The sequence below is a fragment of the Hymenobacter sp. UYAg731 genome (assembly GCF_054061335.1).
In genome coordinates this window covers 201,063-222,968 of record NZ_JBSSEC010000007.1, presented here as the reverse complement: position 1 = coordinate 222,968, position 21,906 = coordinate 201,063, and the positions used below count along the sequence as shown (strand labels likewise).

Genomic DNA, 21,906 nt, shown 5'->3' with positions numbered 1-21,906 from the left:
GGACAGGTTGGGGGTCAGTCCGCAACCGGCACGAGGCCGGGCAGGGTTACGGTGAACGTGGTGCCCACGCCGGGCTGGCTGCGCACGGCGATGGTACCGCCGACGTTTTCCACGATTTTCTTGACGGTGTAGAGGCCCACCCCGGAGCCATCGACGTGGGTGTGCAGGCGCTGAAACAGGCCGAACAAGCGGGTTTGCTGGCCGGCATCAAGGCCGAGTCCGTTGTCCTCCACTTCGAGCACGATAGTCGCTTCCGAGGAAAAGCAGCGCACGTACACCACGAGCGGACGGGTCGGGTCGCGGTACTTGAGGGCGTTGCTGAGCAGGTTGTAGACGATGCTGCGCAGATTGCGCGGGGCAAAGGAGAGGTGGGGGCAGCCGGCCACGTCCACTTGCAGCCGGGGCTGGGCAGTGGCCAGCATGGGGGCCAGGTCGAGGCGGATGCCGTCGATGAGGGCGGCCAGGTCCACCGACTCGGCAGGCTGGTCCTGGGCGGCCTGTTCGCGGATGACGTCGGTGAGTTGGCCGAGAGTACGCTGGAAACGCTCGATGGCCCCCTGCATCAGGTCGAGCAGGGGACGCACGTCGGCGGCCTGGCGGGCGGCGGGCGGCAGCTGTTCTTCCAGGGCGTGCAGCAGGCCTTCGAGGTTGGCCAGCGGGGCGCTCAGGTCGTGCGAGGCGGTGTAGGTGAAGGCGTCGAGGTCGGCGTTGACGCGGGTGAGCTGCTGGTTAGCGGCCGTGAGCTCCTGGGCCAGGGCTCGGGCCTGCTGCTCGTTGGCCAGCACCAGCTGCCGGGCGCTCACCGGCTCGGTCACGTCGTGGGCGAACACGCGCAGGCCGTCGACGGCGCCCTGCTCGTTGCGGCGGGCCTGATAGGAGAAAGTCCAGAAGATTTCCTCCAGCGGGTCACCTTCGTGGCGGGCCATCATCAGGGGCATTTCCTGGGCCACGTAGGGCGCGCCGGTGGCGTACACCTGCCGCATGAGGCCGGGAATGGGCGTGTCGGCCAGCTCGGGCAGGGCCACGAGAAGCGGCTTGCCCACCAAGTCGCGGCCGGGAAAAATCTGCTGATAGGCCGGGTTCACTAGCTGAAATACCAACTCCGGCCCGTCCAGAATCACGATGGGGGCCGGGGCCTGCATAAACAACTGCTCCAACTCCAGCTGCTGGGCGGCGCGCTGCTCGCGGGCCCGCACTTCGCCGGTCACGTCGGTGGCGAAGATGGTGACGCCCGCCGTACGGCCGCTCTCTTGGTAGGCCTGGTAGGTGAAGGTGAAGTACGTGGTTTCGGGGGCTCCCCCGCCGGGCAGCACCAGCTCGAAGGCCACTTCGGGCTCGATGCGGGTTTCACCCTTGTTATACACGTGGTCGAGCCGCTCGACAAAGCCCTGTTCGGCCAGCTCGGGGGCCACCTCGGCCATGGTGCGGTTGATTAGCTCGCGGCCCGGCAGCAGCCGCTGAAAGGCGGGGTTGTGGTACTCGATGCGGTGACTGGGCTCGCGCAGCAAGGCAATGAGAGCGGGGCTTTGCTCGAACACCTGGTAGAAGGCCTCGCGCTCCTGCACCTGGCGGCGGGCGGCGGCCAGCACCTCGGCCTGGGCCGCTATGGCAGTGCGGGTACGGGCGACCACGCGGGCTTCGAGCTGCTCGTTCAGCAGCTGCAGCTGCTGGCGGGCCAGCACCTGCTCGGTTACGTCGTAGGCGAAGATGAGTACGCCGGCCACGGCCCCGGCGGCGTCGCGGGTGGCCTGGTAGGTGAAGTTGAAGTACCCGTCGTCGAGCCGGCCCGAATTGGTGCGGTCGAGGCGGGTGGGCACTTCGTTGCCGTAGAAGGTGTCGCCGGTGCGGTACACGCCGTCGAGCCAGTCGAAGAAAGACTGCCCGGCCAGCTCTGGAGCGGCTTCGCGGTAGGGCCGGCCCACCAGTTGGCGGTGGCCAAAGGCCTGACGGAACGCATCGTTGGCCAGCTCGATGACGTGGTCGGGCCCGGTGAGGCGGGCAATGAGGCCGGGAGCTTCATCGAACACGGAAAACAGGCGCTGGCGCTGGCGCAAGGCGTCGGCCAGGGCATCGCCTTCGCGGGCCTGGCTCTCGCGCAGGGCGGCCTCCACGCCGCTGCGGTCCTGGTCGGCAGTGTCATTAAAGCTTACCACCAGCAGCGGGCCGCTGCGCCGGGCGGCCAGGTGGTAGTAGTTATCGAGGCCGTCGGCCTGGTAGTTCACCTCGAAGCGGCCGGCCTCGCCGGATTCAAACACCTGGCTGTAAAAGCCGAAGACGCCCGTGTCCAGCGTGTGCGGGAAACGCGTGCGCATGGTGCCGCCGGGCCGCGCCGGCAAATCGAGCATCCGCTGGCCGGCGGGGTTCAGGTATTCGAGGGCGAAATCCACCAGCGCATCGCCGGACCCGTAGATGGGGCGCCAGAGCTGAAGGGCGGTGAGCGAGACGTCGAGCACGCTTTCGAGCAGGGCATCGGCGGCGGGCAGGGGAAGGCGGGGCCCCGTGGTGGGGGCGGCGGAGAGAAACTCCATAAGCAGCGCGTAACGTGCGCCAAAGGGGTAAGCGGGGCCAGGGAAGCAGCGGCAGAGTCTGCGGGCGGTGTGTACCGACGGCCGCGCTGAGGCGGTGGAGGGGCCCCCGGGGACGGGGGGCATGGCCGGACGGCTGTCCAAGCGGGGCCGGCTAAGCAGCTATACGGCGTGAGCCGGGTAGTGAACGGAAAGCATTGAAAATTAGGCAGATTTAAGGAGGTAATAAGCAGCTTAAATTATGCCTGCGCAGAGCTTAATGACCAAATAAAAACAAGAACGTCATGCTGAGCGTAGCCGAAGCATCTCTCCCGCAGTAGTAAACCAATTATCAGGGTTTAGTTACGCGGGAGAGATACTTCGGCTACGCTCAGCATGACGTTCTTTTATCGTGACGTTCTGGTTCGTTCAAACGGCTCCCCTTTCCTACGCCTGGCTAAAATGGGCTTGCATGATGTCGTTGACTTTGGCCGAGCTTAGAGGCTTGCTAAGGAAGCCAGCGACGGGCAGGGCTTCCAGGCGCTGGATGTCGCGCGGGTGCATGGAGGTGGTGAGCATCACGATGACAATGGCCTGCTGCCTGGCCAGGGGCAGCAGCTGGTAGGCGGATAGAAAGCCAAAGCCGTCCATGACGGGCATGTTCACGTCGAGGAAAATCAGGGCCGGGCAGGTGGGGCTGGCCTCGGTGCATTCGGTGGCCAGCACCTGTAGCGCTTCCTGGCCGTTGAGGGCCACTAGCACCTGCTCAGTGACTTCCAGTTTTTCAAGCAGCTTGCGGTTGAGGTAGTTGGTGGTGGAGTCGTCGTCGACTAACAGGGTGCAATGGAGCTTGGGCATGGCCGATGAACGCAGGAAGTGGGCCGTGGGTTAGCGGGGAAGCAGGCGGCGAAGGGGGAATGGGTCCTCGGCAACGCTTACCAGGCTGAACGCGCACGCGAATCCTGTCCAAAAATAAAAGCCCTCGCTTTACCAAAAGAGACAACGGTGCGCCTGCTGACACAAGCGAAGCCTGGCGCAAACAGAAAAGAAGGTGGTTGGCGTTCAAGCAGCTCGTTCCCCTGTTAAGGTTCGCAAAATTTCATTTTGGGGTTGAATTCCGTGAAGTCTCACCCAAAGCGTCTTCCCGGGCCCATGGCTATCGGGATGGACAATACAGGGGAAGCCAAATTTGCAACCATTGGTTAACAACACCCGGCCGTAACTTCGCCCCATGTCCTCCGCTCCTACCGAAACCTCGCCCCTGGTGCTGCTGCGCGAGCATTGGGGCCACACGGCGTTCCGGCCAGGGCAGGAGGAAATCATCAATTCGGTGCTGGCGGGGCACGATACGCTGGCGCTGCTGCCCACCGGCGGCGGCAAGAGCATCTGCTTTCAGGTGCCGGCCTTGGCGCGGCCGGGCATCTGCATCGTGGTGTCGCCGCTGATTGCGCTGATGAAGGACCAGGTGGACAACCTGCGCAAGCGGGGGTTGAAAGCGGAAGCCATCTACGCAGGCATGAGCCACCAGGAAATCGACCACGCGCTGGACAACTGCGTGTATGGCCGCAGCGTGAAATTCCTGTATGTGAGTCCCGAGCGGCTGCTCACGGAGCTGTTTCAGGTGCGGGTGGCGAAGATGAATGTGGGCCTATTGGCCGTGGACGAGGCCCACTGCCTCTCGCAGTGGGGGTACGATTTCCGGCCGCCCTACCTGCGCATTGCCGAGCTGCGGGAGAAGCTGCCGCCGGGGACGCCGGTCATCGCCCTCACGGCCACGGCCACGGCCCAGGTGCAGGCCGACATTGTGGAGAAGCTGAAGTTTGGGCCGGGCTCAGGCGTGTTTCGACAGAGCTTTGCGCGGCCCAAACTCTCGTATTCGGTGCTGCACACCGAGGACAAGCTGCGCCGGCTGCTGGAAGTGGTGCGCGGCGTGGGGCCGAACAAAACCGCCATCGTGTACGCCCGCACACGGCGGCAAACGGAAGACACGGCGGCTTTTCTGCAGCAGCATCGGTTTGCGGCGGCGGCCTACCACGCGGGCCTGCCGTCGGACAAGCGCACCCAAGTGCAGCAGGACTGGATTGCCGACAAAGTGCGTCTGATAGTGGCCACCAACGCCTTCGGTATGGGCATCGACAAGCCCGACGTGCGCCTCGTGGCCCACCTCGACGCGCCCGATACCCTGGAGGCTTATTACCAGGAGGCCGGCCGCGCCGGCCGCGATGGCCAGTACGCCTTCGCCGTGCTGCTGGCCGGGCCGAATGATGCCGACGAGCTGCGCCGCCGCACCAGCCAGTCGTTTCCGCCGCTGGATACGGTGCGGCGCGTGTACCAGGCGCTGGCCAACTACTCCAGCACAGCGGTGGGCGGCGGCGAGCTGGCGGCGTTTGAGTTCGATATTCAGCAGTTTGCCGAAACCTACCGCATCAAGGCGGTGGACGCGCACAACTCGCTGAAGATTTTGCAGCGCGAAGGCTTCGTGCAGTTGAATGAGGCCGTGAACCAGCCGGCGCGGGTGCATTTGATTATGAGCCACCAGGACTTGTACGCCTTCCAAGTGGCCAATGCGCAGCATGATTTGCTGATAAAGTCACTGTTGCGGCTGCACGGCGGCGAGCTGTTTTCCGATTTCCAGACCATTTCGGAGAATTCGCTGGCCACGCACCTGCGCCGTAGCGTGGTGGAAGTGCGCCAGCAGCTGCGCTACCTGCACACGGCCGGCATTCTGCACTACCAGCCCAAGCAGGAGTCGCCGCAGGCCATGTTCACCACGCCCCGCTTCGATGCGCCCAAGCTGCCCATCGACCAGGTGCGGATGACCGCCGCCCGCGACCTGGCCCGCGCCAAAACCCACGCCGTGGGCCAGTACCTGAGCGGCACCCGCTGCCGCCAGGTTCTGCTGCTCACGTATTTTGACGAGGCCGACCCGGCCCGCTGCGGGGTGTGCGACATCTGTCTGGCCGAAAAGAAAGCCGCGCAGGCCGCCGCCCAGGCCCCCTCGCTGCGCGAGCCGCTGCTGGCGCACCTGCGGCAGGCGGCGCTGTCGCCCCGGGAGCTGCTGGCCGCTTTTCCGCCCAAGGATGCGGCGGCCATTACGGCGGCCGTGCGCGAAATGGTGGACCGGGGTGAGCTGGCGTATGCCGCCGATGGGAGGTTACAAGTAAATGCCTAATTTTTCGGCAGGCTGTGTTGTGGGAAAGGCTGGTGCCGAAGTCTGATTTTACGCATAAAATTCTTTGATAGTCAGCCGGTTAATTTCAATTTATCAAGAATGTAATATCCGTTGTTGCCCACATTTGATTTGGGGCACCCGCAGCAAGCCCGCACCTTTACCGGACCAAGCAGCACCTGAAACGCTTCAGCTGTTGCTGCCGCCGCACCTTCCTGCCGCTGGTGGTTTACCCAACCTGCTACTACAATGACCGAACCTGCTGAATCGATTACCCAACGCCTGCAAATTGGCCAGGGCTACATCAGTGGCTATGCCTCTGTTTTTTTGGCCGTGCTGGCCATGTGCGCGGTGCTGTGTTTTCATTACCCGGAGTACCTCACCACGCCGGAATTTCGCGAGCTGTACACTGGTGAGATGATGAAAACGGTGCTGATGGCCGTGATTGTCGCGTCCTTCCTGTTTGCCACGGTCAGCTTCCTGCTGAGTCAGAAAAAGAAGCTTTCCGTCACGGGCATCGTGATTTCGGCCATGGCGGTGGTCACGGGCGGGTTTGCGGTGCAGGCCCGGGCGGTAGAAAAAACGGCGTGGCACGTGGGCCTCGACTGGCTGCTGATTGACCTGCTGCTCATGTCGGTGATTTTCATTCCCATTGAAATGGCGTTTCCCCAGAACAAGCGGCAGTCGCGCTTTCACGCCGAGTGGCGCACCGACTTGGTATACTTCACCGTGAGCCACTTGTTTGTTCAGTTTTTTGGCGTGATTACCCAGGCCCCAGCCAAACTGATGTTCGGCTGGATGGGGCTGGCCCCGTTTCAGCACTGGGTGCAGCAGTTCCCGTTTGTGGCGGGTTTCCTGCTGGCGCTGTTCGTCACCGACTTGTTTCAGTACATGGCCCACCGCCTGTTTCACTCGCACATGTACTTGTGGCGCTTTCACTCGGTGCATCACTCTACGCAGGCCATGGACTGGCTGGCGGGCTCGCGCACACACTTCGTGGATGTTTTCGTCACGCGCTCCATCTCGTTTATCCCGCTCTACGTCTGCGGTTTTTCGTCCCTCACCTTCAATGCCTACATCCTGTTCGTATCCATTCACGCGGTGCTGATTCACGCCAACACGAGCATCAACTTCGGCTTTGTGAAGTACCTGCTGGTCACGCCGCATTTCCACCACTGGCACCACTGCGAGGACCCGGCCCACTACGGCAAGAATTTCGCCATCCACTTTCCCCTGATTGACCGGATTTTCGGCACCTATTACCTGCCCGGCAAGGCCTGGCCTAAGGCCACCGGCGTGCGGGAAGGCTCCTACCCCAAAGGCTACTGGAAGCAGCTGAAACATCCCTTCACCAAGAGCCCTTTCGACAACGACCTGCAAATGGAGGAGCCCAGCAGCCGCTGAGCGTACGGCCAATAAGAACAGCCCCCCGGGCCAACCCAGTAAATCCTGGAGTGGCCCGGGGGCTATTCTTGTTTAACTTGTTAGGCACAACTTAAAGCGGATTCCGTTTGCTGGGCTAGGCTATTTCCCCTCAGCCGAATACTCGGTGAAGCCGCCCAGCAGGTTGCGCACGTTGCGGAACCCCTGCTGGGTGAGGTAGGCTTTGGCCTGCGAGGAGCGGGCACCGCTCTTGCAATGCACGATGACTTCCTGGTCCTTCCAGGCGTCGAGGTCGTCGAGCTTGTCGGGCAGGGAGCTAAGGGGGATGTTCTGGGCGGTGGGGATGCGGGCTTCTTCGTGTTCCCAGGGCTCGCGCACGTCGATGAGGTGGGGAGTTTCGCCGGCTTGCAGGCGCTGGCGGAGTTCGGTGGTGGTGATGTCGGCCATGAGGTGAGGCGGGGTGGATTGGTGGGAATTGGTGGGGCGAAAGTACGGCCGAAGTCTTCTTGGTTTCGTAATGCGCGGAGCCTCAGCCGCCCGGTTTGAATCCCTTATCTTTACTGCTTCCCTCTGCCCCCGTGCTTATTCACCATCCCATTATCCCCTTCTCCGGTTTCGTATGAAACAATTTTTCGCTTCGCTGCTGGTAGCGCTGGCCCTGGTGCCCGCCGCGCTGCAAGCCCAGGTTTTTCCGGCCGTGCCGGCCGCTCCGCCCACCAACCTCCAGGGCCAGGCCCTGCGCGACTGGCTCCGCACCAACTGGTACGACGGCAAGCGCACGGTGCTTTCCTACGCCGGAGCCCGGGCCAAAATGTATAATTACGCCGACAACTACAACAACTCGGTGACCTGCGTGTACTCGGGCTACAACACCCCGAACCCGCTCAACTTCAACAGCAGCAGCACCACGTCGGCGGCCAACATCAACTGCGAGCACACCATTCCGCAGTCGTTCTTTAGCTCGGGGGCCCGCATGGTGTCCGATATGCACCACCTCTACCCCACTTATATCCAGTGGAACTCGAACCGGGGCAACAACCCCTACGCCGACATTCCGGACGCTACCACCACCCTCTGGATGCGCAACACCAGCAGCCAGACCACCATTCCCACCACCAACATCGACGAGTACAGCGAGGACACCAACACCACGTTTGAGCCCCGCGAAGACCACAAGGGCAACGTGGCCCGCACGGCCTTCTACTTCTACACGATGCACGACACCCAGCCGGAGCTTATCGCGCAGGGCAAGCAGAACATTACCTCGGTGGCCCCGCTGGCCACCCTCTACGCCTGGCACCTGGCCGACCCGGTGGACGCCCATGAGATTGAGCGCAACCGCCGCGTGGCCGCCAGCCAGGGCAACTACAACCCCTACATCGAGCACCCCGAGCTAGTGGCCCTGGCCTACGGCCTGGCCCCGGCCGGCCCGGTGTTCACGTTTGCCAGCGCTACGGGTGCCATCATCGAAGGCAACACCGGCACCAGCACCTACACGTTTACCGTGAACCTGGCCCCGGCCGCTACCACGGCCACCACCGTGCAGGTGGCCTTCGATGCCATGAACTCGACCGCCACCAGCGGCACCGATTTCACCTTCGCCTCGCCCGCTACCGTGACCTTCCCGGCCGGTAGCACCAGCCAGACCGTGACCCTGACCGTGACCGGCGACACCCAGCCCGAAGCCGACGAGACGGTGGTGCTCAACCTGACCAACCCCGCCACCGGCACCAACCTGGGCGGCCCCAACGTGCATACGCTCACCATCACCAACGACGACGGTACGCCGGCTACGGTGAGCTTCGCCTCGGCGGCCGGCTCCATCATCGAAGGCAATACCGGCACCAGCACCTACACCGTGAACGTAGCCCTGACCGGCGCAGCCATCACCAGCGCCCTCACCGTGCCGGTGAGCGCGGACGTGGCCAGCAGCACCGCCACGTCGCCCTCCGATTATACCTTGAACACGGCCAGCGTGAGCTTTGCCGTGGGCGGGGCCACCACCCAGGCCGTGACCGTGACCGTGAACGGCGACGTAACCTTTGAGCCCAACGAAACCGTGCGCCTGCGCCTGGGCACGCCCTCCACCACCACCGTGCTGCTGGGCCAGCCCAATGCCCATGTCCTCACCATCAGCAACGACGACGCAGCCCCGGTGGGCGCGCCCTGCACCAAGCCCTACTTCACGCAGTACACCGAGTCGAGCACGGGCAACACCAAGGTGCTCGAAATCTACAACCCCACCAACGCGCCCATGCCTCTGGCCGGCAAGAGCGTGGTGCTGTACGCCAACGGGGCCACCACCCCCACCACCACCCAGGCCCTGACGGGTACCATTGCCCCCTACGACGTGTTCGTGATTGCCAACACCGGCGTGACCGATACCGGCGTGGCCGCCCAGACCGACCTGCAAAGCGGCGTAGCTTTCTTCAACGGCGACGATGCCATTGCCCTTTTTAATGGCACCGATACCCTCGACGTGATTGGCGTGATTGGCCAGCGCCCCACCGAATGGACGGTGGGCGGCAACGGCTCGACCCTGAACAACACCATGGTGCGCCTGCCCAACACCAACCAGGGCGGCCGCTGGAACGGCCCCTACGGTGCCGCCACTTGGACCGGCAACGGCGTGGACAACTACGCCGGCGTGGGCAGCTACACCAGCACCGCCTGCGGCCTAGCTACGGCCACCCGCACCGCTGCCGGCCTGCGCACGGCCCTCGAAATCTACCCTAACCCGGCCACCGCCACCGTGCAGGTGCGCCTGCCCGGCCAGTCAGCCGCCCTCTCTGCCACGGTGGAAGTGCGCGATATGCTGGGCCGCGCCGTGCGCCAGCGCACCGCTCAGCTCAGCGCCACCGAGGCCGCTTCGATGGACCTGCGCGGGCTGCCCGCCGGCCTCTACGCCGTGCGCGTGCGCTGCGCCGGCGTGGAGTACACCGGCCGCGTGGTGGTGCAATAGTCCCAGTGCTTTGCTTAGGAAAAGCCCCCGGCCGGTTGGTCGGGGGCTTTTTTTATGTCCAGAAGCCATCCAGCCCTATCCGATGCCCCCCGGAAACGTTCCGGCAGGCATCCAGCCCTGACGAAAGGCCTCCGTTGCGGCAACGACGGCCCCCCGGCCCTGACGAATAACTTCCCGCCTCAGGCCAGCAGGTCGGCGTACTCGGCGTGGTGCTTCTGCACGAAGCCGGCCATAAACTCGCAGCTGGTTTTCACTTTGAGCTTTTGGTCGCGGGCGTAGGCCAGGGCGGCGCGGGCCAGCTCGTCGGCCAGGCCCTGGCCGCGCAGGGCCTCGTCCACGAAGGTGTGGGTGAAGTCGATGACGCCCTCGGCGGGGCGGGTGTAGGCTAGCTTGCCGGTGTGGCCGTCCTGGCTGAGGGTGAATTCCTGGTTCTCGGTGTCGTGCTGAATGGGCATGGGCATAGGAAGATGAAGGGCGAAAAGCTGTGGGCTATACGCAAAAGCGAACGAGTGCCGACGGTTTGCGTACAGAGATTATGAGAGCGGGTTCGGCCCGCTTGGTTTTCACCTCCTCTTTTTTCTTCCCCAATGGACACGCAAAACGGTTCCACCCCCGACCAGGACTCCCGCCCCGAAGACCAGCAGGAGCGCGCCGCTTCGGCCCACCCCAACCCCAACGACCCCGCCAAAGATGCCCGCAAGCCCGACTACGGCACCTTCGGCCACGCCGATGATGCCGGGTTTACGGCCAGCAGCGCCGGCCGCAGCGGAGCCAACGACAACCCCGACGAGTTCAGCGAGTTCGCGGACCGCGAAGAGGAAGCCCAGAACTCCCCCGACAACCCCGAGGACCAGCCGGGCCACATCATGCAGAACCAGAACCCCGAGTTAGTGCGCGAGGTGCAGGCCGAAGGCGGCGACAACGAGACGCTGCGCAGCGCCTGGGCCGAAGACGACCCCCGCTACGCCGGCGGCGGCACCCACAACACCCGCGAGGAATCCGCCGACGCCGACTACCCCACCAAGGACGAATAAGCTGGCCCCGGCCGCATGTCTCCCATTCGATTTTTTCTCCCCCAACCATGTCCAATAACCCCAACGATACCTTCGACCAGGAACCTTCGGAAGACGGTGCCTCCACCCCCATGCTCGACGCGGCCACCCACGGCCAGGTGCTCGACAACAACAACGACTCGGGCCAGGAAAAAGCCGACGAGATGGACGACTCCCTGCGTTCCGACACCGCCGAGATGCACGCCGCCAACGGCCCCGCCCCCGCCTCCTCCGATAACCTGCCCAAGGAGCTGACCGACCCCAGCGACCGCGCCTTCACCCTGCCCGAAGAGCAGAGCTAGAGGCGCGTCATTGCGAATAACGAAAAGCCCCGTCACTACCTAGTGACGGGGCTTTTTTGTGTAGGGGCGGGGCTTGCCCCCGCCCATCGTTGCACGGAATCGTTGGTTTCGCCCTGGCACACGGGCGGGGGCGAGCCCCGCTCCTACCACCGCCAGCCTACCTGCGCCCCGCCGTACCACGCCCGCCCCGGCGCGGGCTGGAAATACCGCCCGCCGAAGGCGTTCAAGTCATTGCCCAGGCTGTAGCGGCGGTCGGTGACGTTATCAATACCCGCGTAAATATTGGTTTCGAGGTGCCGGCCCAGCGTGCGCCGCCACCCGCCCCGCGCCCCGAACACCCAGTAGCCAGCCGCCTCTTCGGTATTGGCATCGTTGAGCACGACGCGGGCCTGATGGCTCAGACTGGGGCTGAGGTAGAGGCCCCGGCGCTCGCTGAAATCCAGCCCCGCGCTCAGGGTGTGGGGCGTGGTGCCGGTGAGACGGTTGCCGCTCAGGTCGGCCCCGCCGCTGGCGTAACTGCCGAAGCGGAAGTCGTTGTAGGCGTAGCTGGCCCAGCCGCGCAGGCTATTTCCGGTGGTTTGTACGTCGTCGGGCGCATTGGGCACGGGCTTTACTTTGCGCCACAGCCAGCCGCTCAGGGCCGCTTCGAGGCCGCGCTGGTGCGTGCTGCCGGTGTTGCGGAACACCACGATGCCCTGGTCCGTGGTGCTGCTGACGATGGTTTGGCGCAGCTCCAGGTCGAAGATATTGACTTCGTAAGTCAGTTGGTTGTGAAAGAAATTGCCCCGTGCCCCCGCCTCGTAGCTGGTGCCGCGCTCAGCCTGCAAGTCGCCGTTGAGGCGGCCGTCGGAGGTCCGGATTTCATCGGTAGTGGGCGGCGAGAAGCCGGTACTCACGCTGGCATACACCGACAGGCTGGGGCTGAATTCGCGCAGCAGCGCCACGCGGGGCAACACCACGGGCCGGAAATCGCGGCTGAACTGGTAATCATTGGGCCGGGTGGCGGCGTCGCTCACCCGCGCAATGCGGTAGCGCAGGCGGTTGTAGCTGGCGGCCACGGTCAGCTGGAAATTGGCGGGTAACGCATAGTCAGCTTGGGCGAAGGCGAAGCCGGTGGTGGTAGTGATTTCGTCGTTATAGCGCAGCGCGCCGGGCGTGCCGCCGTTGTTCTGGTAGCTGCGCCCGTCGGTGAAGCCGCCCTGGAATTCGCCGCCGCCCTGGAGCCGCAGCACCCGGCCGGCCAGCGCCGTGCGGTAGCTCAGGGCCGTGCGCCCGCCCAGGCCCACGCCGGCATCCCGTTCGTAGTCGACCAGATACGGCGTCCGAATCACGGTCCCGCTGCCATATACCGTGGTTTGCAGCTCCAGCTTATCGCTGAAGCGGTACTCGTGGGTGAGGCCCAGCAGGCCCGTGCGCGAGGCGTAAAACGCCTGCTGCGCCACGGTGCCGGGCGCGGTGGCCGTGCCCGGCCGCGCCTGCCGGGGGTCGGCCGCGAACTGGGCGCGGGTGAGCCCGCCGGGCAGCTGGTAGCTGATGTCGGTGTAGAGCAGGTGGGCGGCCAGCGTGGTTTTGGGGCCGGCCACTGTGCGGGCATCGAGGGCGAAAACGTCGCGCTGCAAGCCGCTTTGCTGGCGGTAGCCGTCGAGGCTTTGGTGGGCGTACTGGGCGCGGAGGCTGCTGGTGGCGCTGCCCATTTCGGCCGTGATGGTGCTGCGGCGCAGGCCGTAGCTGCCCACCGTGGCCCCCACCGCCACCCGGCTAACCTCCGCCGCCACGGCCGGGGTGCCAAACAGCGCCACGCCGCCCGTGCCCGCGCCGTACACGCTGCCAGCCGGCCCCTTCAGCACCTCCAGCCGCCCGATTATAGCGGGGTCGAGCAGGTTGAGCGGCGTGCTGCCGCCGGCCTCAGTGAAGGGAATGCCGTTGTAATAAACCTTCACGTTGCGCACCCCGAACGGCGAGCGCAGCGTGCTGCCCCGAATGCTGAGCCGGTAGCTGGCCGTGGCGCGCTCCTCCAGCCGCACGCCGGGCAGCGTGTTCACGGCCTGCGTGAGGGCCGTGGGGCTGAACTGATTGATGACATTGGCGTCAATAACGCCCACGGCGGCGGCGGTGCGGCGCAGCGGCAGGCGCTGGCCGTAGCCGGTCACCGTAGCTTCGGGTAGGGCCACGGCGCGGGTGGTATCGGGCCGGGTTTGGGCACGGGCGGGCAGCTGGAGCAGGCCCAAAAACAACAGGTAACGGAGAAACATAAAGAGGCAGGGCAAACAGCACGACGCAGACCAGCGGAGTACGCGAATTGTTGCCGGATGGTGAAACCTAACGGCTATAGCTGGCCGCTCTGCTGCTCGTCAGCTAGCATACGCTAAGCCAGTTTTTGACGTTATTCGTTGTTCCCAACCCTTCCTTGCGATATGCTTCCTCACCTTCATATGCCGCGTCGCTATCGCAGGAAGCCGCTGTTTCCGCCGGGCATGCTGGCGCTGGCGTGGCTGCTGTGGCTTGGGTGCGTGGCAATAAGGCCGTGGCAGAAACAGTTGCAACCCCGATATGCGACAATCTTAACGCTTCCTCCTAAGCCCCAGTCAGATAATATTTACCAATCCATTGATATTAAGACCATACCCTTTCTCTATTCGCAACTCTCCAGCCTTTATGCTTGGCAAGATATTGAACTAAATGGCAGTCCTGCTCATGATTCATTTGCTATGCGGGCTATTTCGCAGTCCATCGAAACAATGCGAAATGACACCATCCCAAACTGTGGGGTGCGCGTCAGAATTCGTCCTTCAACACGGTACAAGGAATTAGTGGGTTTACTGGACTTGATGACTAAACGAAATCAAAAGAGATACCTACTCGACATATATCATAGCCAAACCACGCTTTATGTGCTGGTAGATTCATACGTTCCTCAGCCCATAGACTCAATCCCTGCCTATTTCAGTTGCGGCACCAGATACTATGAACTTCCCCCAATTCCTCCACCGCTTCCGCAGCAGTCCTTTGCTGACAAATGGCTCCAGCCCCTTCGGCAGCCACAGTGGCGGGCCTCGGTGTGGCTGCTGGCCGCTATCGTGGGCTTAGGTGGCTGGCGCATGGTGCGGCATTCATAAGCTCTACCGTTGCCGGCCATTAACATGGTGTCGATTTCGGCCGCGTCGGGCAGGCTGGCCACCTGAAAACCGTGCGCCGCACCCCCGGCGGCAAAGAGCTGATTGCGGGGGTATATGGACCCGGCGAGCTCTTCGGCTACCGGCCGCTGCCGGAGGCCACCATCCAGCTCGCACGCGATGACTATGGCCGCCGGGGGGGCACCGCCCCGGAGCCATTCATCCGCACCCCGAGCGAGTTCAAGCAGAGCGACTTGATTGGGCTGACTAGCCACGGCGTTACGCCATTACACCCCAAAAAGCTGCGCCAGCCCAACTGGCAGGCCCGCTTATGCCGGCACCACAATCAAGCGCACTTGCGCCAGGGGGATGGTTATTTGTCCCTGGCGTGGGGCCGGCACCGTGGTGGCCACCCACCCCACACCCCACCCCGCCGAAACCGTAGACGACACGAAAACCAGCTGCAGATGGTTGGCAGAAACTTGCATATGCCTGGCGGGCGAATTTCTGACACCCCCGCGTCAATGGATAAAACAGCGCCCGCCCGCCCGGCCCCGCGCCGAGGTGCCGGGCCGGGCGGCGCGGCCAGCCCGGTGAAGGCAGTTCCTAAAGTTGCCTCCTGCGGCTCGGATATTCCATAACATGCGTCACACCCATGGCTGACTTTTATCACTCGGCCCGCCTTAGTCGTGCGGGCGGGCCGAGAGCAGCAACACCGGCACTTTGGTGTAGCGCAGTACATGGTCAATCACGCTGCCGCTGAACAGCTTGTGCATCCAGCCGTGGCCCTGGTCCAGCAGCACCAGCAGGTCGGCGTGCAGGTCCTGCACCGCCTGCAGCACCCCCGACGCGGGCAGCTCGCTCAGCACCGGGCGCAGCTCGTTGCCGGGCAGGCAGGCCGCCAGCCCGCACGCTTGGGCCGCCGCGAAGCCCGCCCCCGTGCCGGCCGGCGCGCCCGGCGGCCGCACCGTCACGGGAATAATTTCGCACTCCAGGGCATGCAGCACCGGCACTACGGCCGTGGCCGCCGGCTCCAGGGTGAAGGCCTGGTCGGCCTCAAGGGCCAGCACTACGCGGCGGGGCGGGTGCATGGCGGCATCGGGCAGGTGCTCGGGCACGAGCAGCAGCGGGAAGCCGGTTTGATGCACCAAGGGCAGGGCACGGTTGCTCAGCCACTCATCGAGGTAGCCGCTGGTGGCCGTGAGACCGGACACCAGCAGCAGCGGGTGGTGCTCGCTCAGTGCCTGCTCGATGGCGCTGGGCCAGTCGGCTTCGAGCAGCTCGGCGGTAGCGTGTACGGGCATGGCATTGGCCACTTGCTGAAGGCTGCGCCGGGTGGCGGGCACGTACTGGGCGTCGAGCACGGGCAGCACGGTTCCGTATTCGGTGGTGATGGGCTGCGGCAGGAAGACGTGTATCAGGTGCAGGTCGGCCCGGAGGGGTGTGGCCAGGGCCGCGGCGTACACCCGGGCACGCTCGGCGGCGAGCGAGAAATCGGTTAGGACGACGAAGTTGGGTTGCATGACGAAGGGAGAAAAAGGTGGCAGAACAGCATCATGGGTGTCGTTTCCGCCGGGCCTTAGCTCATGCCGGGCATCCAGTCGGGGATTTCGGGAGCTTCGGCCGGCAGCAGCAGCACCGGCACAGGGGTGTGGCGCAGCACCTGGGCCGTGACGCTGCGGTGAAACAGCCGCCCCAAAAAGCTGCGCGTGCGGGCAATGAGCACCAGCAGGTCGATGCGCGGGCCGTAGAGCGCCTCCACAATGCCAGTGGCCGGAATGGGGTGGTGCGACTCCTGCAACACCAGCGACGTGGCCGGCGGCAGCAGGTGGCTGGCCCGCACGTCGGCCAGGGCCATGCGGCTGGAGAGGGCCAGCGGCTCGGGGGCGGCCGTGACATGCACCACGGTGTAGGAAGCGTGCCAGGCGGCCATAAGCGGGGCCAGGGCCTTGGCAGCGGCATTGAGCTCGAAGGGCTCGGCATCGACGGCGATGACCACGCGGCGCGGCAGGCGGGGTTCCGGCGCGCCTTCGGGCACCAGCAGCAGGGGGCGGTGGGTGGCCCGCAGCGCGGGCAGGGCGCGGTTGTGCAGCAGGTGGTCGAGGAGGCCGTGCTCCTCTCTCAGGCCCAGGGCCAGCAGCAGCGGGTGGTGCTGATGCACAGCCGTGGCCACGGCTTCGGCCAAGGGCTCCTGGGTGATGGTGAAGCCGGTGGGCGTGGGCAGCTGGTGGCCCAGGGCTTCCAGGGCCTGGGCGGTTTCGGCCGGGCTGTAGTGGGCGTGGAAGCCGGCCAGGGCCGCCGGCTCAGGGTCCGGCTCGGAGCCGTGGCAGAGGTGCAGCAGCTCAAGCCGCGCCTGGAGCGGGGCACTCAGCACAGCCGCCCACCGGGTAGCCTGCGCCGCCGAGTCCGACGGATTGGTGAGGACCAGAACAGATGGATTCATGACCGTGAGCCGAAAGAGTAACGTTTTTAATCCCCTGATTTCGCTGCGCAGCCTACTCCCCGGCGGGCAGCACCAGCACCGGAATGGGGCTTTCCTGAATGAGCTGCGCCGTGACGCTGCGATGGAACAGCCCCCCCAGCAGGCTGTGCCGCCGGGCCACCACCACCAGCATGTCGGCCTGCAGGTCGCCGGCTTGCTGTAGCACGCCGCCCACCACGGTGGGCTGCTGCACATGGTGCAATCGGCTGGCCTCTACTTCCCTCAACAGGCCGTGCTGATAAAGGCTGGCCAGCACATCCGGCGCGTCGTCGGGCGTAGGTTCGGTGATGACGTGTACCACATCGAGCGTGCCCTCATTGGCCTGAAGCAGGCGGGCCAGCAGGTGATGGGTTTCGGGCAGCAGGAAAGGCTGCCCATCCACGGCCAGCAGCAGCCGGCGGGGCGGGCGAACGTCCCAGCCCACGGTGGGCACCACCAGCAGCGGATAGGGCGCGTGCCGCAGCAGGTCCATGGCCGTGTTGGTCACGATTTCGGCCGGCATGGTGGCCGAGCCGGGGCGGCCCAGCACCAGCAGCAGCGGGTGGTGGCGGCGCACCACGTCCTCCACCGCTTCGGGCAGGAAGGCTTCCGAAATATCCACTTCGGTGGGCACATCCTGGCCGGCGGCCAGGTGCTTCAGCTCGCGGGCCGTTTGCCGCCCGGTGCTGGTGGCGTGGTGGCTGTACTCGGCCGGGGCCAGCAGGCCGTCGCGGCGCACATGCAGCAGCACTAGGTGGGCGTGCAGCGGCACCGCCAGCCCGGCCGCGTATGAAAGCGTCCGGTTGGAAACGGCAAAAAAATCGGTAAGGACGACGAGGGCGGGCGAATGATTCATGGCTGAGGCGAAGCAAACAGAGCAGGTAAAAAGCAGGCACGACCAAAGCACCGGCGGCAAACGGCCCGGTGGCCCGGCCGGAGCGGCCCCGTCCCAACGCGTTAGGCCGAGCCACGGGCACCGGCTGCCAGCCTCGCAGGGTCAGTAAGCCGGCCAGCAGCACCAAAGCAGCAGCAGCAGCGGTTGCATAGGCAGTCGTTTGGGGTTGGTGGCAAATTGGTTAGGCTGAGAGGGTGGCCTTTCAAATTTCGAGAAACGGCCGCGTCGCCGCCGTGACATTAGTCGCCTCATCGCATGATTTTTATCATCCGGCAGCGGGTGGCCAAACCCGGGCTAGGGCCGCAGCCCAAAAAGGGCCTGGCGCAAGGCTTCGTCGCGGTGGTACACATCGGCCAGGAAGCGGAGCTGCCCGTTTTCGGCGGTGCAGGTGGCGTAGCGCACGTACAGGGGCAGGGGGCGGGCCAGATGCACATCGCGGGCGCGCGGCATGCGAGCGCACTCGTCTTCGGTGGGCAGCTGCACGGGGCGGCCTTCGCGGCGCAGCAGGTAGGCCGCCAGCAGCATGGGGTTCTGCAGCCGGATGCAGCCGTGGCTGAGGGCGCGGCTGGGGGCTTTGAACAGCGCCCGCGCCGGCGTGTCGTGCAGGTAGATGGAGTACGGGTTGGCAAACCGGAACACAATATTACCTAAGGCATTATCGCAGCAAGCCGACTGCCGGATGGTGTAGTTAAAGTTTTCCGGCGTGACGCGGCTCCAGTCGATGTGCCAGGGGTTGCGGCCCCGGCCCTGGGCATCGGTGAGGCGATAGTTGTTGCGATATAGGTAGCCGGGGTCCTTTTTGAGCCGGGGCAGCATTTCCTTGGTGGCAATGGACTGCGGCACGTGCCAGTCGGGGGCCAGCGTGAAATAGCTGAGGCGGCTGCTGAGCGTGGGCGTGGGCGTTTCGGGCTTGCCCACCACCACGCGGTGGCGGCGCTGCACCGAGTCGCGGGCCACCACCACCAGCTCGTAAGCAGGCAGGTTGATGAGGATGTATTCGGCTTCCGGGATGCCGTCCCAGCGCCAGCGCTCCAGGTTAAGGGCCACTTGCTCGTACTGCACCCGGTGCCGGGCCGCCGAGTCGGGCAGCACGGGGGCGGCCAGCCACTGCGCCAGTGCCTGCTGCAGCTGGCGGTACTCGCGGTTGGCGGGCTGGCTGGCCCGCAGGGCGGCGGGCACGTTGTGGCCGGCCAGGGCGGCGCGCAGCACCGGGGCCGGCTGCCCGGCCGGCCCGGCGGCCCGCTCCCCCACCGATGCCGTGTAGGGCCGCAGCCGCCCGCGCCGCAAATCGCGCAGGAAGGCCAGCACCGCATCGCTGAGGTACACATCGAGGCGGGCCTGCTGGGCGGCGGCGGGGTGTCGGGTGCGGCCCAGCGAATCGCGCAGGGCCAGGAGCTGGTCCAGGTGGTAGTCGGCGGCGTTCAGGCCGTGCTCGGCGGCGCGGGCCAGCAGGGCCAGGGCGGCGCGGGTGTTGAGGCTGTCGGGGGCGCCCCCCCAGGCCGGGGCACAGTTGGCTCCGTAAAAGGCCCGCACGGCGGCCCCGGCCTGCAGGCCCCGGTGCTCATCGGCGGCGCGCAGGCTGCCCGCCGCCGTGGTATCGAGCAGCGCCTGAATGTGCTGGGATACGGACTCAATGGGCGGCGGGCTGGCAGGCTTGGTGACGGGCTTTGTGGCGGCCGGGCGCGGCTCCGGCACCTGCCAGCCGGGCACGGAGCCGCGCCCCGGGACCGTCAGGGCCAGGCACAGGCAAACCGGCAGGAAGTGGAGGGCAGCCATCGGAATCAACGGGCCTAATTCTTTATAATAGTAATTAATATATATTACTTCACCAAATTGATTATCGGGCTTTCGGGCGGGGACCGGGGCGGTAGTATAAGGCCAACCGCACCTCACGGAACATGATAAAAATCAGTCATTTTTGCTAACGTATTACAGCTGACCAACGTAGTACAGGCCGGAGCTTTGCCCTGCTTACTTTCACCAGCACTTTCCACTCATGACGGCCTCTCTGCTCATTCTCACCGACTTTTTCCAGGCCGCCAACCGGGCCCTGGACTACGCCACCAACCTGGCCCGGCCGCTCCATGCGCGCCTGGTGCTGCTGAATGTGCGCCGCGATTCCGTGCTCGACCCGGAAGCCCTCACGGGGGAGTTTTCCAACCTGAGCAAGGAGGCCGTGGCGCTGGCCCTCAACAGCGTGGCGCGCGGCCTGCCGGTGCCCGTGGTGGCCGAAGTGGGCTACGGCCGCGTGGAAGTGGCCGTGGCCGACGCCGTGGCCCGGCACCACCCCGCCCTGATAGTGCTGGGCCGCCCCGACCACTCGGCCTTGCCCGATGAGCTGGTGCAAACCACGTCGCTGGACCTGCTGCGCCACTCCCCCTACCCCATGCTGGTGGTGCCGCACCTGGTGGCCAGCACGGCCCCGCCCCGGCGTGTGCTGCTGGCCGTGGACGGGGAACCCTTCAGCCTGGGCGCGCACGCCGGCACCATGCAGGAGTTTTTCACGAACCTGAAGGCCGAGGTCACCGTGCTGAACGTGTCGGCCGGCCACCACGAGCTGAACCCCGCCGCCCTGGAATCGGTGCGGCAAACCGGCCTGCTCCTCGACCTGCCCCCGGCGCACACCCGCACCATCACCAATGCCAGCCCCGCCCGGGGCATTCTGCAGGTGGCCCAGCCCCACGACTTCGATTTGCTGGTGGTCATTGCCCGCGAGCGCAGCTTTCTGGGCAAGCTGTTCCATAACAGCGTGACGGCTGAACTTCTACTGGACAGCGCATTACCCATCCTGGTGCTGCCGGCCAAGTAGGCGCGCCGACTCCTTCCCGGCGCGGGGCGCGTAGTTTGCAGCTGAACCTCAGTTCGCGTAGCGCCTCCCCATGCCCGCCCTTTCGCCCGACCTTCGCAAAGCACTGTTTCAGCTGCCGCAAAAAGAAAAAGACCAGCTCCTGGCCCGCCTCGTGGCCCAGGACGCGGTGCTGACCGAACAGCTGGCCTTCCGCCTGCTCGAAGGCCCCGAGGCACTAGAAACCCGCCGCGCCGCGTTGCGCGCCCAGGTCGACGACCCGGTGCGGGGCTTCCACCAAACGCCTAACGACTTGCTCGTTATCCTGCGGCAGCTCCAGGCGCGGCTGGCTTACCACGCCAGAATCACCGACGATGCTTTTGGCGAAGCCGAACTCAGCTGGCGCTTGCTGGCCAACGTGTTCCGGCACCAGGCCGCCAGCACGGCGCGCCTGCACGGCCCCACCCAGCCCCTGCTCCAGCACCTAACCAAGCGCACTCAGGAAGCCCTGCGCCAAACCACCCGCCTCCACGAAGATTTCCACCTGGAGCTGGCCGAAACGGCCAACGCCGTGCTGGCGGCACTCTGGCAGTCGGGCGCGGCCCCGCTGGCGCGGGAGCTAGCACTGCCCCGCGCTTTGGGGGGCTAACAGATTTTACAGCGCCCGGAATACGATGGGCATGGTCACGCTCACCCACACGGGCTGGCCGTGGACTCTGCCTGGGGTCCACCAAGGCATGAGGCGCACGAGGCGCAGGGCTTCTTCATCGAGGCCGTTGCCCAGGCCGCGCACCACGCGGGGGTCGTGCAGGTGGCCGGCGGGGTCTACGGTGAAGCTGACGTGGACTTTGCCCGACAGGCTGCGGTCGAGCGCGGCGGCGGGATATTGCACCTTGCTGCTCAGGAACTTCACCAGTGCCGCATCGCCGCCGGGGAAGGCCGGCATTTCCTCAGCCGTGAAGTAAATGGTGGGGGCCGCCGTGGCAGCAGCGACCGTTGCAGCCGTGCCACCTTCGGACTGCGCCGGCACCTCCACCGAAGCCGTCTGGGCGCGGGCCAAGCTCGCCGAAGCCGCTATCAATCCAGCAAAAAGCGTGAAACGGCGAAGCATGAAGTATTCCGGCTAAAGTTCTATGGCACAAAGCTACCCGACCAAATTGCCGACCCAGCGACCGCAGAATTATCCTTTTGTTGTGGTAATGTTGGTAACATAGCCGGCGGGCCAGTTGCCAGCCCGCGCGGCATCCTTTCGGCCCCGGAAGCAGTACAATACCCTGCTA

General features: G+C 65.2%; 19 protein-coding genes. 8 read left to right on the top strand and 11 right to left on the bottom strand.

Annotated elements, in window-relative coordinates; genetic code table 11:
• Positions 1-14: 14 nt before the first annotated feature.
• Positions 15-2,528: a PAS domain-containing sensor histidine kinase gene (locus ACVWYF_RS20425; RefSeq protein ID WP_457071567.1), complete on the bottom strand. Its 2,514-nt coding sequence runs from the start codon at positions 2,526-2,528 to the stop codon at positions 15-17.
• 423 nt (positions 2,529-2,951) lie between these two features.
• On the bottom strand, positions 2,952-3,362 hold the full coding sequence (locus ACVWYF_RS20420) for a response regulator (RefSeq protein ID WP_457071564.1): 411 nt from the start codon (positions 3,360-3,362) through the stop codon (positions 2,952-2,954).
• Between the two features lie 373 nt (positions 3,363-3,735).
• Here ACVWYF_RS20420 and ACVWYF_RS20415 point away from each other — a divergent pair, with 373 nt between their 5' ends.
• Together ACVWYF_RS20415 and ACVWYF_RS20410 are read left to right on the top strand one after the other, a co-directional pair.
• Entirely contained in the window at positions 3,736-5,676 is a 1,941-nt protein-coding gene (locus ACVWYF_RS20415; RefSeq protein ID WP_457071562.1) for a RecQ family ATP-dependent DNA helicase, read from the top strand.
• 246 nt (positions 5,677-5,922) lie between these two features.
• The gene (locus tag ACVWYF_RS20410) at positions 5,923-7,077 is read left to right on the top strand and encodes a sterol desaturase family protein (protein WP_457071560.1); all 1,155 of its coding nucleotides are present in this window, start codon (positions 5,923-5,925) and stop codon (positions 7,075-7,077) included.
• A gap of 120 nt (positions 7,078-7,197) precedes the next feature.
• On the opposite strand, the gene ACVWYF_RS20405 is transcribed toward ACVWYF_RS20410, so the two are convergent.
• Entirely contained in the window at positions 7,198-7,503 is a 306-nt protein-coding gene (locus tag ACVWYF_RS20405) for a rhodanese-like domain-containing protein (RefSeq protein WP_457071558.1), read from the bottom strand.
• Positions 7,504-7,675: 172 nt separating this feature from the next.
• Here ACVWYF_RS20405 and ACVWYF_RS20400 point away from each other — a divergent pair, with 172 nt between their 5' ends.
• The gene (locus tag ACVWYF_RS20400) at positions 7,676-10,018 is read left to right on the top strand and encodes an endonuclease (RefSeq protein WP_457071556.1); all 2,343 of its coding nucleotides are present in this window, start codon (positions 7,676-7,678) and stop codon (positions 10,016-10,018) included.
• Between the two features lie 179 nt (positions 10,019-10,197).
• On the opposite strand, the gene ACVWYF_RS20395 is transcribed toward ACVWYF_RS20400, so the two are convergent.
• On the bottom strand, positions 10,198-10,479 hold the full coding sequence (locus ACVWYF_RS20395; RefSeq protein WP_457071554.1) for a GNAT family N-acetyltransferase: 282 nt from the start codon (positions 10,477-10,479) through the stop codon (positions 10,198-10,200).
• A gap of 126 nt (positions 10,480-10,605) precedes the next feature.
• Between ACVWYF_RS20395 and ACVWYF_RS20390 the strand changes: the two genes are divergently transcribed.
• Entirely contained in the window at positions 10,606-11,052 is a 447-nt protein-coding gene (locus ACVWYF_RS20390) for a hypothetical protein (protein WP_457071552.1), read from the top strand.
• A gap of 47 nt (positions 11,053-11,099) precedes the next feature.
• Positions 11,100-11,372, top strand: coding sequence for a hypothetical protein (locus ACVWYF_RS20385; protein WP_457071550.1), 273 nt, complete (start codon positions 11,100-11,102; stop codon positions 11,370-11,372).
• Between the two features lie 143 nt (positions 11,373-11,515).
• On the opposite strand, the gene ACVWYF_RS20380 is transcribed toward ACVWYF_RS20385, so the two are convergent.
• Positions 11,516-13,624, bottom strand: a complete 2,109-nt coding sequence (locus ACVWYF_RS20380) for a TonB-dependent receptor family protein (protein ID WP_457071548.1) — start codon at positions 13,622-13,624, stop codon at positions 11,516-11,518.
• Between the two features lie 162 nt (positions 13,625-13,786).
• Between ACVWYF_RS20380 and ACVWYF_RS20375 the strand changes: the two genes are divergently transcribed.
• Positions 13,787-14,488, top strand: coding sequence for a hypothetical protein (locus ACVWYF_RS20375; RefSeq protein ID WP_457071546.1), 702 nt, complete (start codon positions 13,787-13,789; stop codon positions 14,486-14,488).
• Between the two features lie 326 nt (positions 14,489-14,814).
• Here ACVWYF_RS20375 and ACVWYF_RS20370 read toward each other — a convergent pair whose 3' ends face one another.
• The 5 genes from ACVWYF_RS20370 to ACVWYF_RS20350 form a co-directional block, all read right to left on the bottom strand.
• Positions 14,815-14,973 carry a hypothetical protein gene (locus ACVWYF_RS20370; RefSeq protein WP_457071544.1) on the bottom strand — a complete coding sequence of 53 codons (159 nt, stop codon included), beginning with the start codon at positions 14,971-14,973 and terminating at the stop codon, positions 14,815-14,817.
• A gap of 195 nt (positions 14,974-15,168) precedes the next feature.
• Positions 15,169-16,008, bottom strand: coding sequence for a universal stress protein (locus ACVWYF_RS20365; protein ID WP_457071542.1), 840 nt, complete (start codon positions 16,006-16,008; stop codon positions 15,169-15,171).
• Between the two features lie 56 nt (positions 16,009-16,064).
• On the bottom strand, positions 16,065-16,928 hold the full coding sequence (locus ACVWYF_RS20360) for a universal stress protein (RefSeq protein ID WP_457071540.1): 864 nt from the start codon (positions 16,926-16,928) through the stop codon (positions 16,065-16,067).
• Positions 16,929-16,980: 52 nt separating this feature from the next.
• Positions 16,981-17,802 carry a universal stress protein gene (locus tag ACVWYF_RS20355; RefSeq protein ID WP_457071538.1) on the bottom strand — a complete coding sequence of 274 codons (822 nt, stop codon included), beginning with the start codon at positions 17,800-17,802 and terminating at the stop codon, positions 16,981-16,983.
• Positions 17,803-18,135: 333 nt separating this feature from the next.
• On the bottom strand, positions 18,136-19,617 hold the full coding sequence (locus ACVWYF_RS20350) for a L,D-transpeptidase scaffold domain-containing protein (RefSeq protein WP_457071536.1): 1,482 nt from the start codon (positions 19,615-19,617) through the stop codon (positions 18,136-18,138).
• 220 nt (positions 19,618-19,837) lie between these two features.
• On the opposite strand from ACVWYF_RS20350, the gene ACVWYF_RS20345 reads away from it, so the two are divergent.
• Positions 19,838-20,650, top strand: a complete 813-nt coding sequence (locus ACVWYF_RS20345) for a universal stress protein (protein WP_457071534.1) — start codon at positions 19,838-19,840, stop codon at positions 20,648-20,650.
• A 70-nt stretch (positions 20,651-20,720) separates the two neighbouring features.
• On the top strand, positions 20,721-21,275 hold the full coding sequence (locus tag ACVWYF_RS20340; protein WP_457071532.1) for a hypothetical protein: 555 nt from the start codon (positions 20,721-20,723) through the stop codon (positions 21,273-21,275).
• 6 nt (positions 21,276-21,281) lie between these two features.
• Here ACVWYF_RS20340 and ACVWYF_RS20335 read toward each other — a convergent pair whose 3' ends face one another.
• Positions 21,282-21,737 (bottom strand): energy transducer TonB, encoded by a 456-nt coding sequence (locus tag ACVWYF_RS20335; protein WP_457071530.1) that lies wholly within the window; start codon positions 21,735-21,737, stop codon positions 21,282-21,284.
• Between the last annotated feature and the right edge of the window lie 169 nt (positions 21,738-21,906).

What these genes read in the sequence shown, in the direction of transcription:
- ACVWYF_RS20405 (WP_457071558.1), bottom strand. Translation starts at nt 7,503, where the DNA reads ATGGCCGACATCACCACCACCGAACTCCGCCAGCGCCTGCAAGCCGGC.
- ACVWYF_RS20370 (WP_457071544.1), bottom strand. Translation starts at nt 14,973, where the DNA reads ATGCAAGTTTCTGCCAACCATCTGCAGCTGGTTTTCGTGTCGTCTACG.
- ACVWYF_RS20390 (WP_457071552.1), top strand. Translation starts at nt 10,606, where the DNA reads ATGGACACGCAAAACGGTTCCACCCCCGACCAGGACTCCCGCCCCGAA.
- ACVWYF_RS20380 (WP_457071548.1), bottom strand. Translation starts at nt 13,624, where the DNA reads ATGTTTCTCCGTTACCTGTTGTTTTTGGGCCTGCTCCAGCTGCCCGCC.
- ACVWYF_RS20360 (WP_457071540.1), bottom strand. Translation starts at nt 16,928, where the DNA reads ATGAATCCATCTGTTCTGGTCCTCACCAATCCGTCGGACTCGGCGGCG.
- ACVWYF_RS20340 (WP_457071532.1), top strand. Translation starts at nt 20,721, where the DNA reads ATGCCCGCCCTTTCGCCCGACCTTCGCAAAGCACTGTTTCAGCTGCCG.
- ACVWYF_RS20365 (WP_457071542.1), bottom strand. Translation starts at nt 16,008, where the DNA reads ATGCAACCCAACTTCGTCGTCCTAACCGATTTCTCGCTCGCCGCCGAG.
- ACVWYF_RS20420 (WP_457071564.1), bottom strand. Translation starts at nt 3,362, where the DNA reads ATGCCCAAGCTCCATTGCACCCTGTTAGTCGACGACGACTCCACCACC.
- ACVWYF_RS20425 (WP_457071567.1), bottom strand. Translation starts at nt 2,528, where the DNA reads ATGGAGTTTCTCTCCGCCGCCCCCACCACGGGGCCCCGCCTTCCCCTG.
- ACVWYF_RS20350 (WP_457071536.1), bottom strand. Translation starts at nt 19,617, where the DNA reads ATGGCTGCCCTCCACTTCCTGCCGGTTTGCCTGTGCCTGGCCCTGACG.
- ACVWYF_RS20415 (WP_457071562.1), top strand. Translation starts at nt 3,736, where the DNA reads ATGTCCTCCGCTCCTACCGAAACCTCGCCCCTGGTGCTGCTGCGCGAG.
- ACVWYF_RS20395 (WP_457071554.1), bottom strand. Translation starts at nt 10,479, where the DNA reads ATGCCCATGCCCATTCAGCACGACACCGAGAACCAGGAATTCACCCTC.
- ACVWYF_RS20400 (WP_457071556.1), top strand. Translation starts at nt 7,676, where the DNA reads ATGAAACAATTTTTCGCTTCGCTGCTGGTAGCGCTGGCCCTGGTGCCC.
- ACVWYF_RS20355 (WP_457071538.1), bottom strand. Translation starts at nt 17,802, where the DNA reads ATGAATCATTCGCCCGCCCTCGTCGTCCTTACCGATTTTTTTGCCGTT.
- ACVWYF_RS20375 (WP_457071546.1), top strand. Translation starts at nt 13,787, where the DNA reads ATGCTTCCTCACCTTCATATGCCGCGTCGCTATCGCAGGAAGCCGCTG.
- ACVWYF_RS20335 (WP_457071530.1), bottom strand. Translation starts at nt 21,737, where the DNA reads ATGCTTCGCCGTTTCACGCTTTTTGCTGGATTGATAGCGGCTTCGGCG.
- ACVWYF_RS20345 (WP_457071534.1), top strand. Translation starts at nt 19,838, where the DNA reads ATGACGGCCTCTCTGCTCATTCTCACCGACTTTTTCCAGGCCGCCAAC.
- ACVWYF_RS20410 (WP_457071560.1), top strand. Translation starts at nt 5,923, where the DNA reads ATGACCGAACCTGCTGAATCGATTACCCAACGCCTGCAAATTGGCCAG.
- ACVWYF_RS20385 (WP_457071550.1), top strand. Translation starts at nt 11,100, where the DNA reads ATGTCCAATAACCCCAACGATACCTTCGACCAGGAACCTTCGGAAGAC.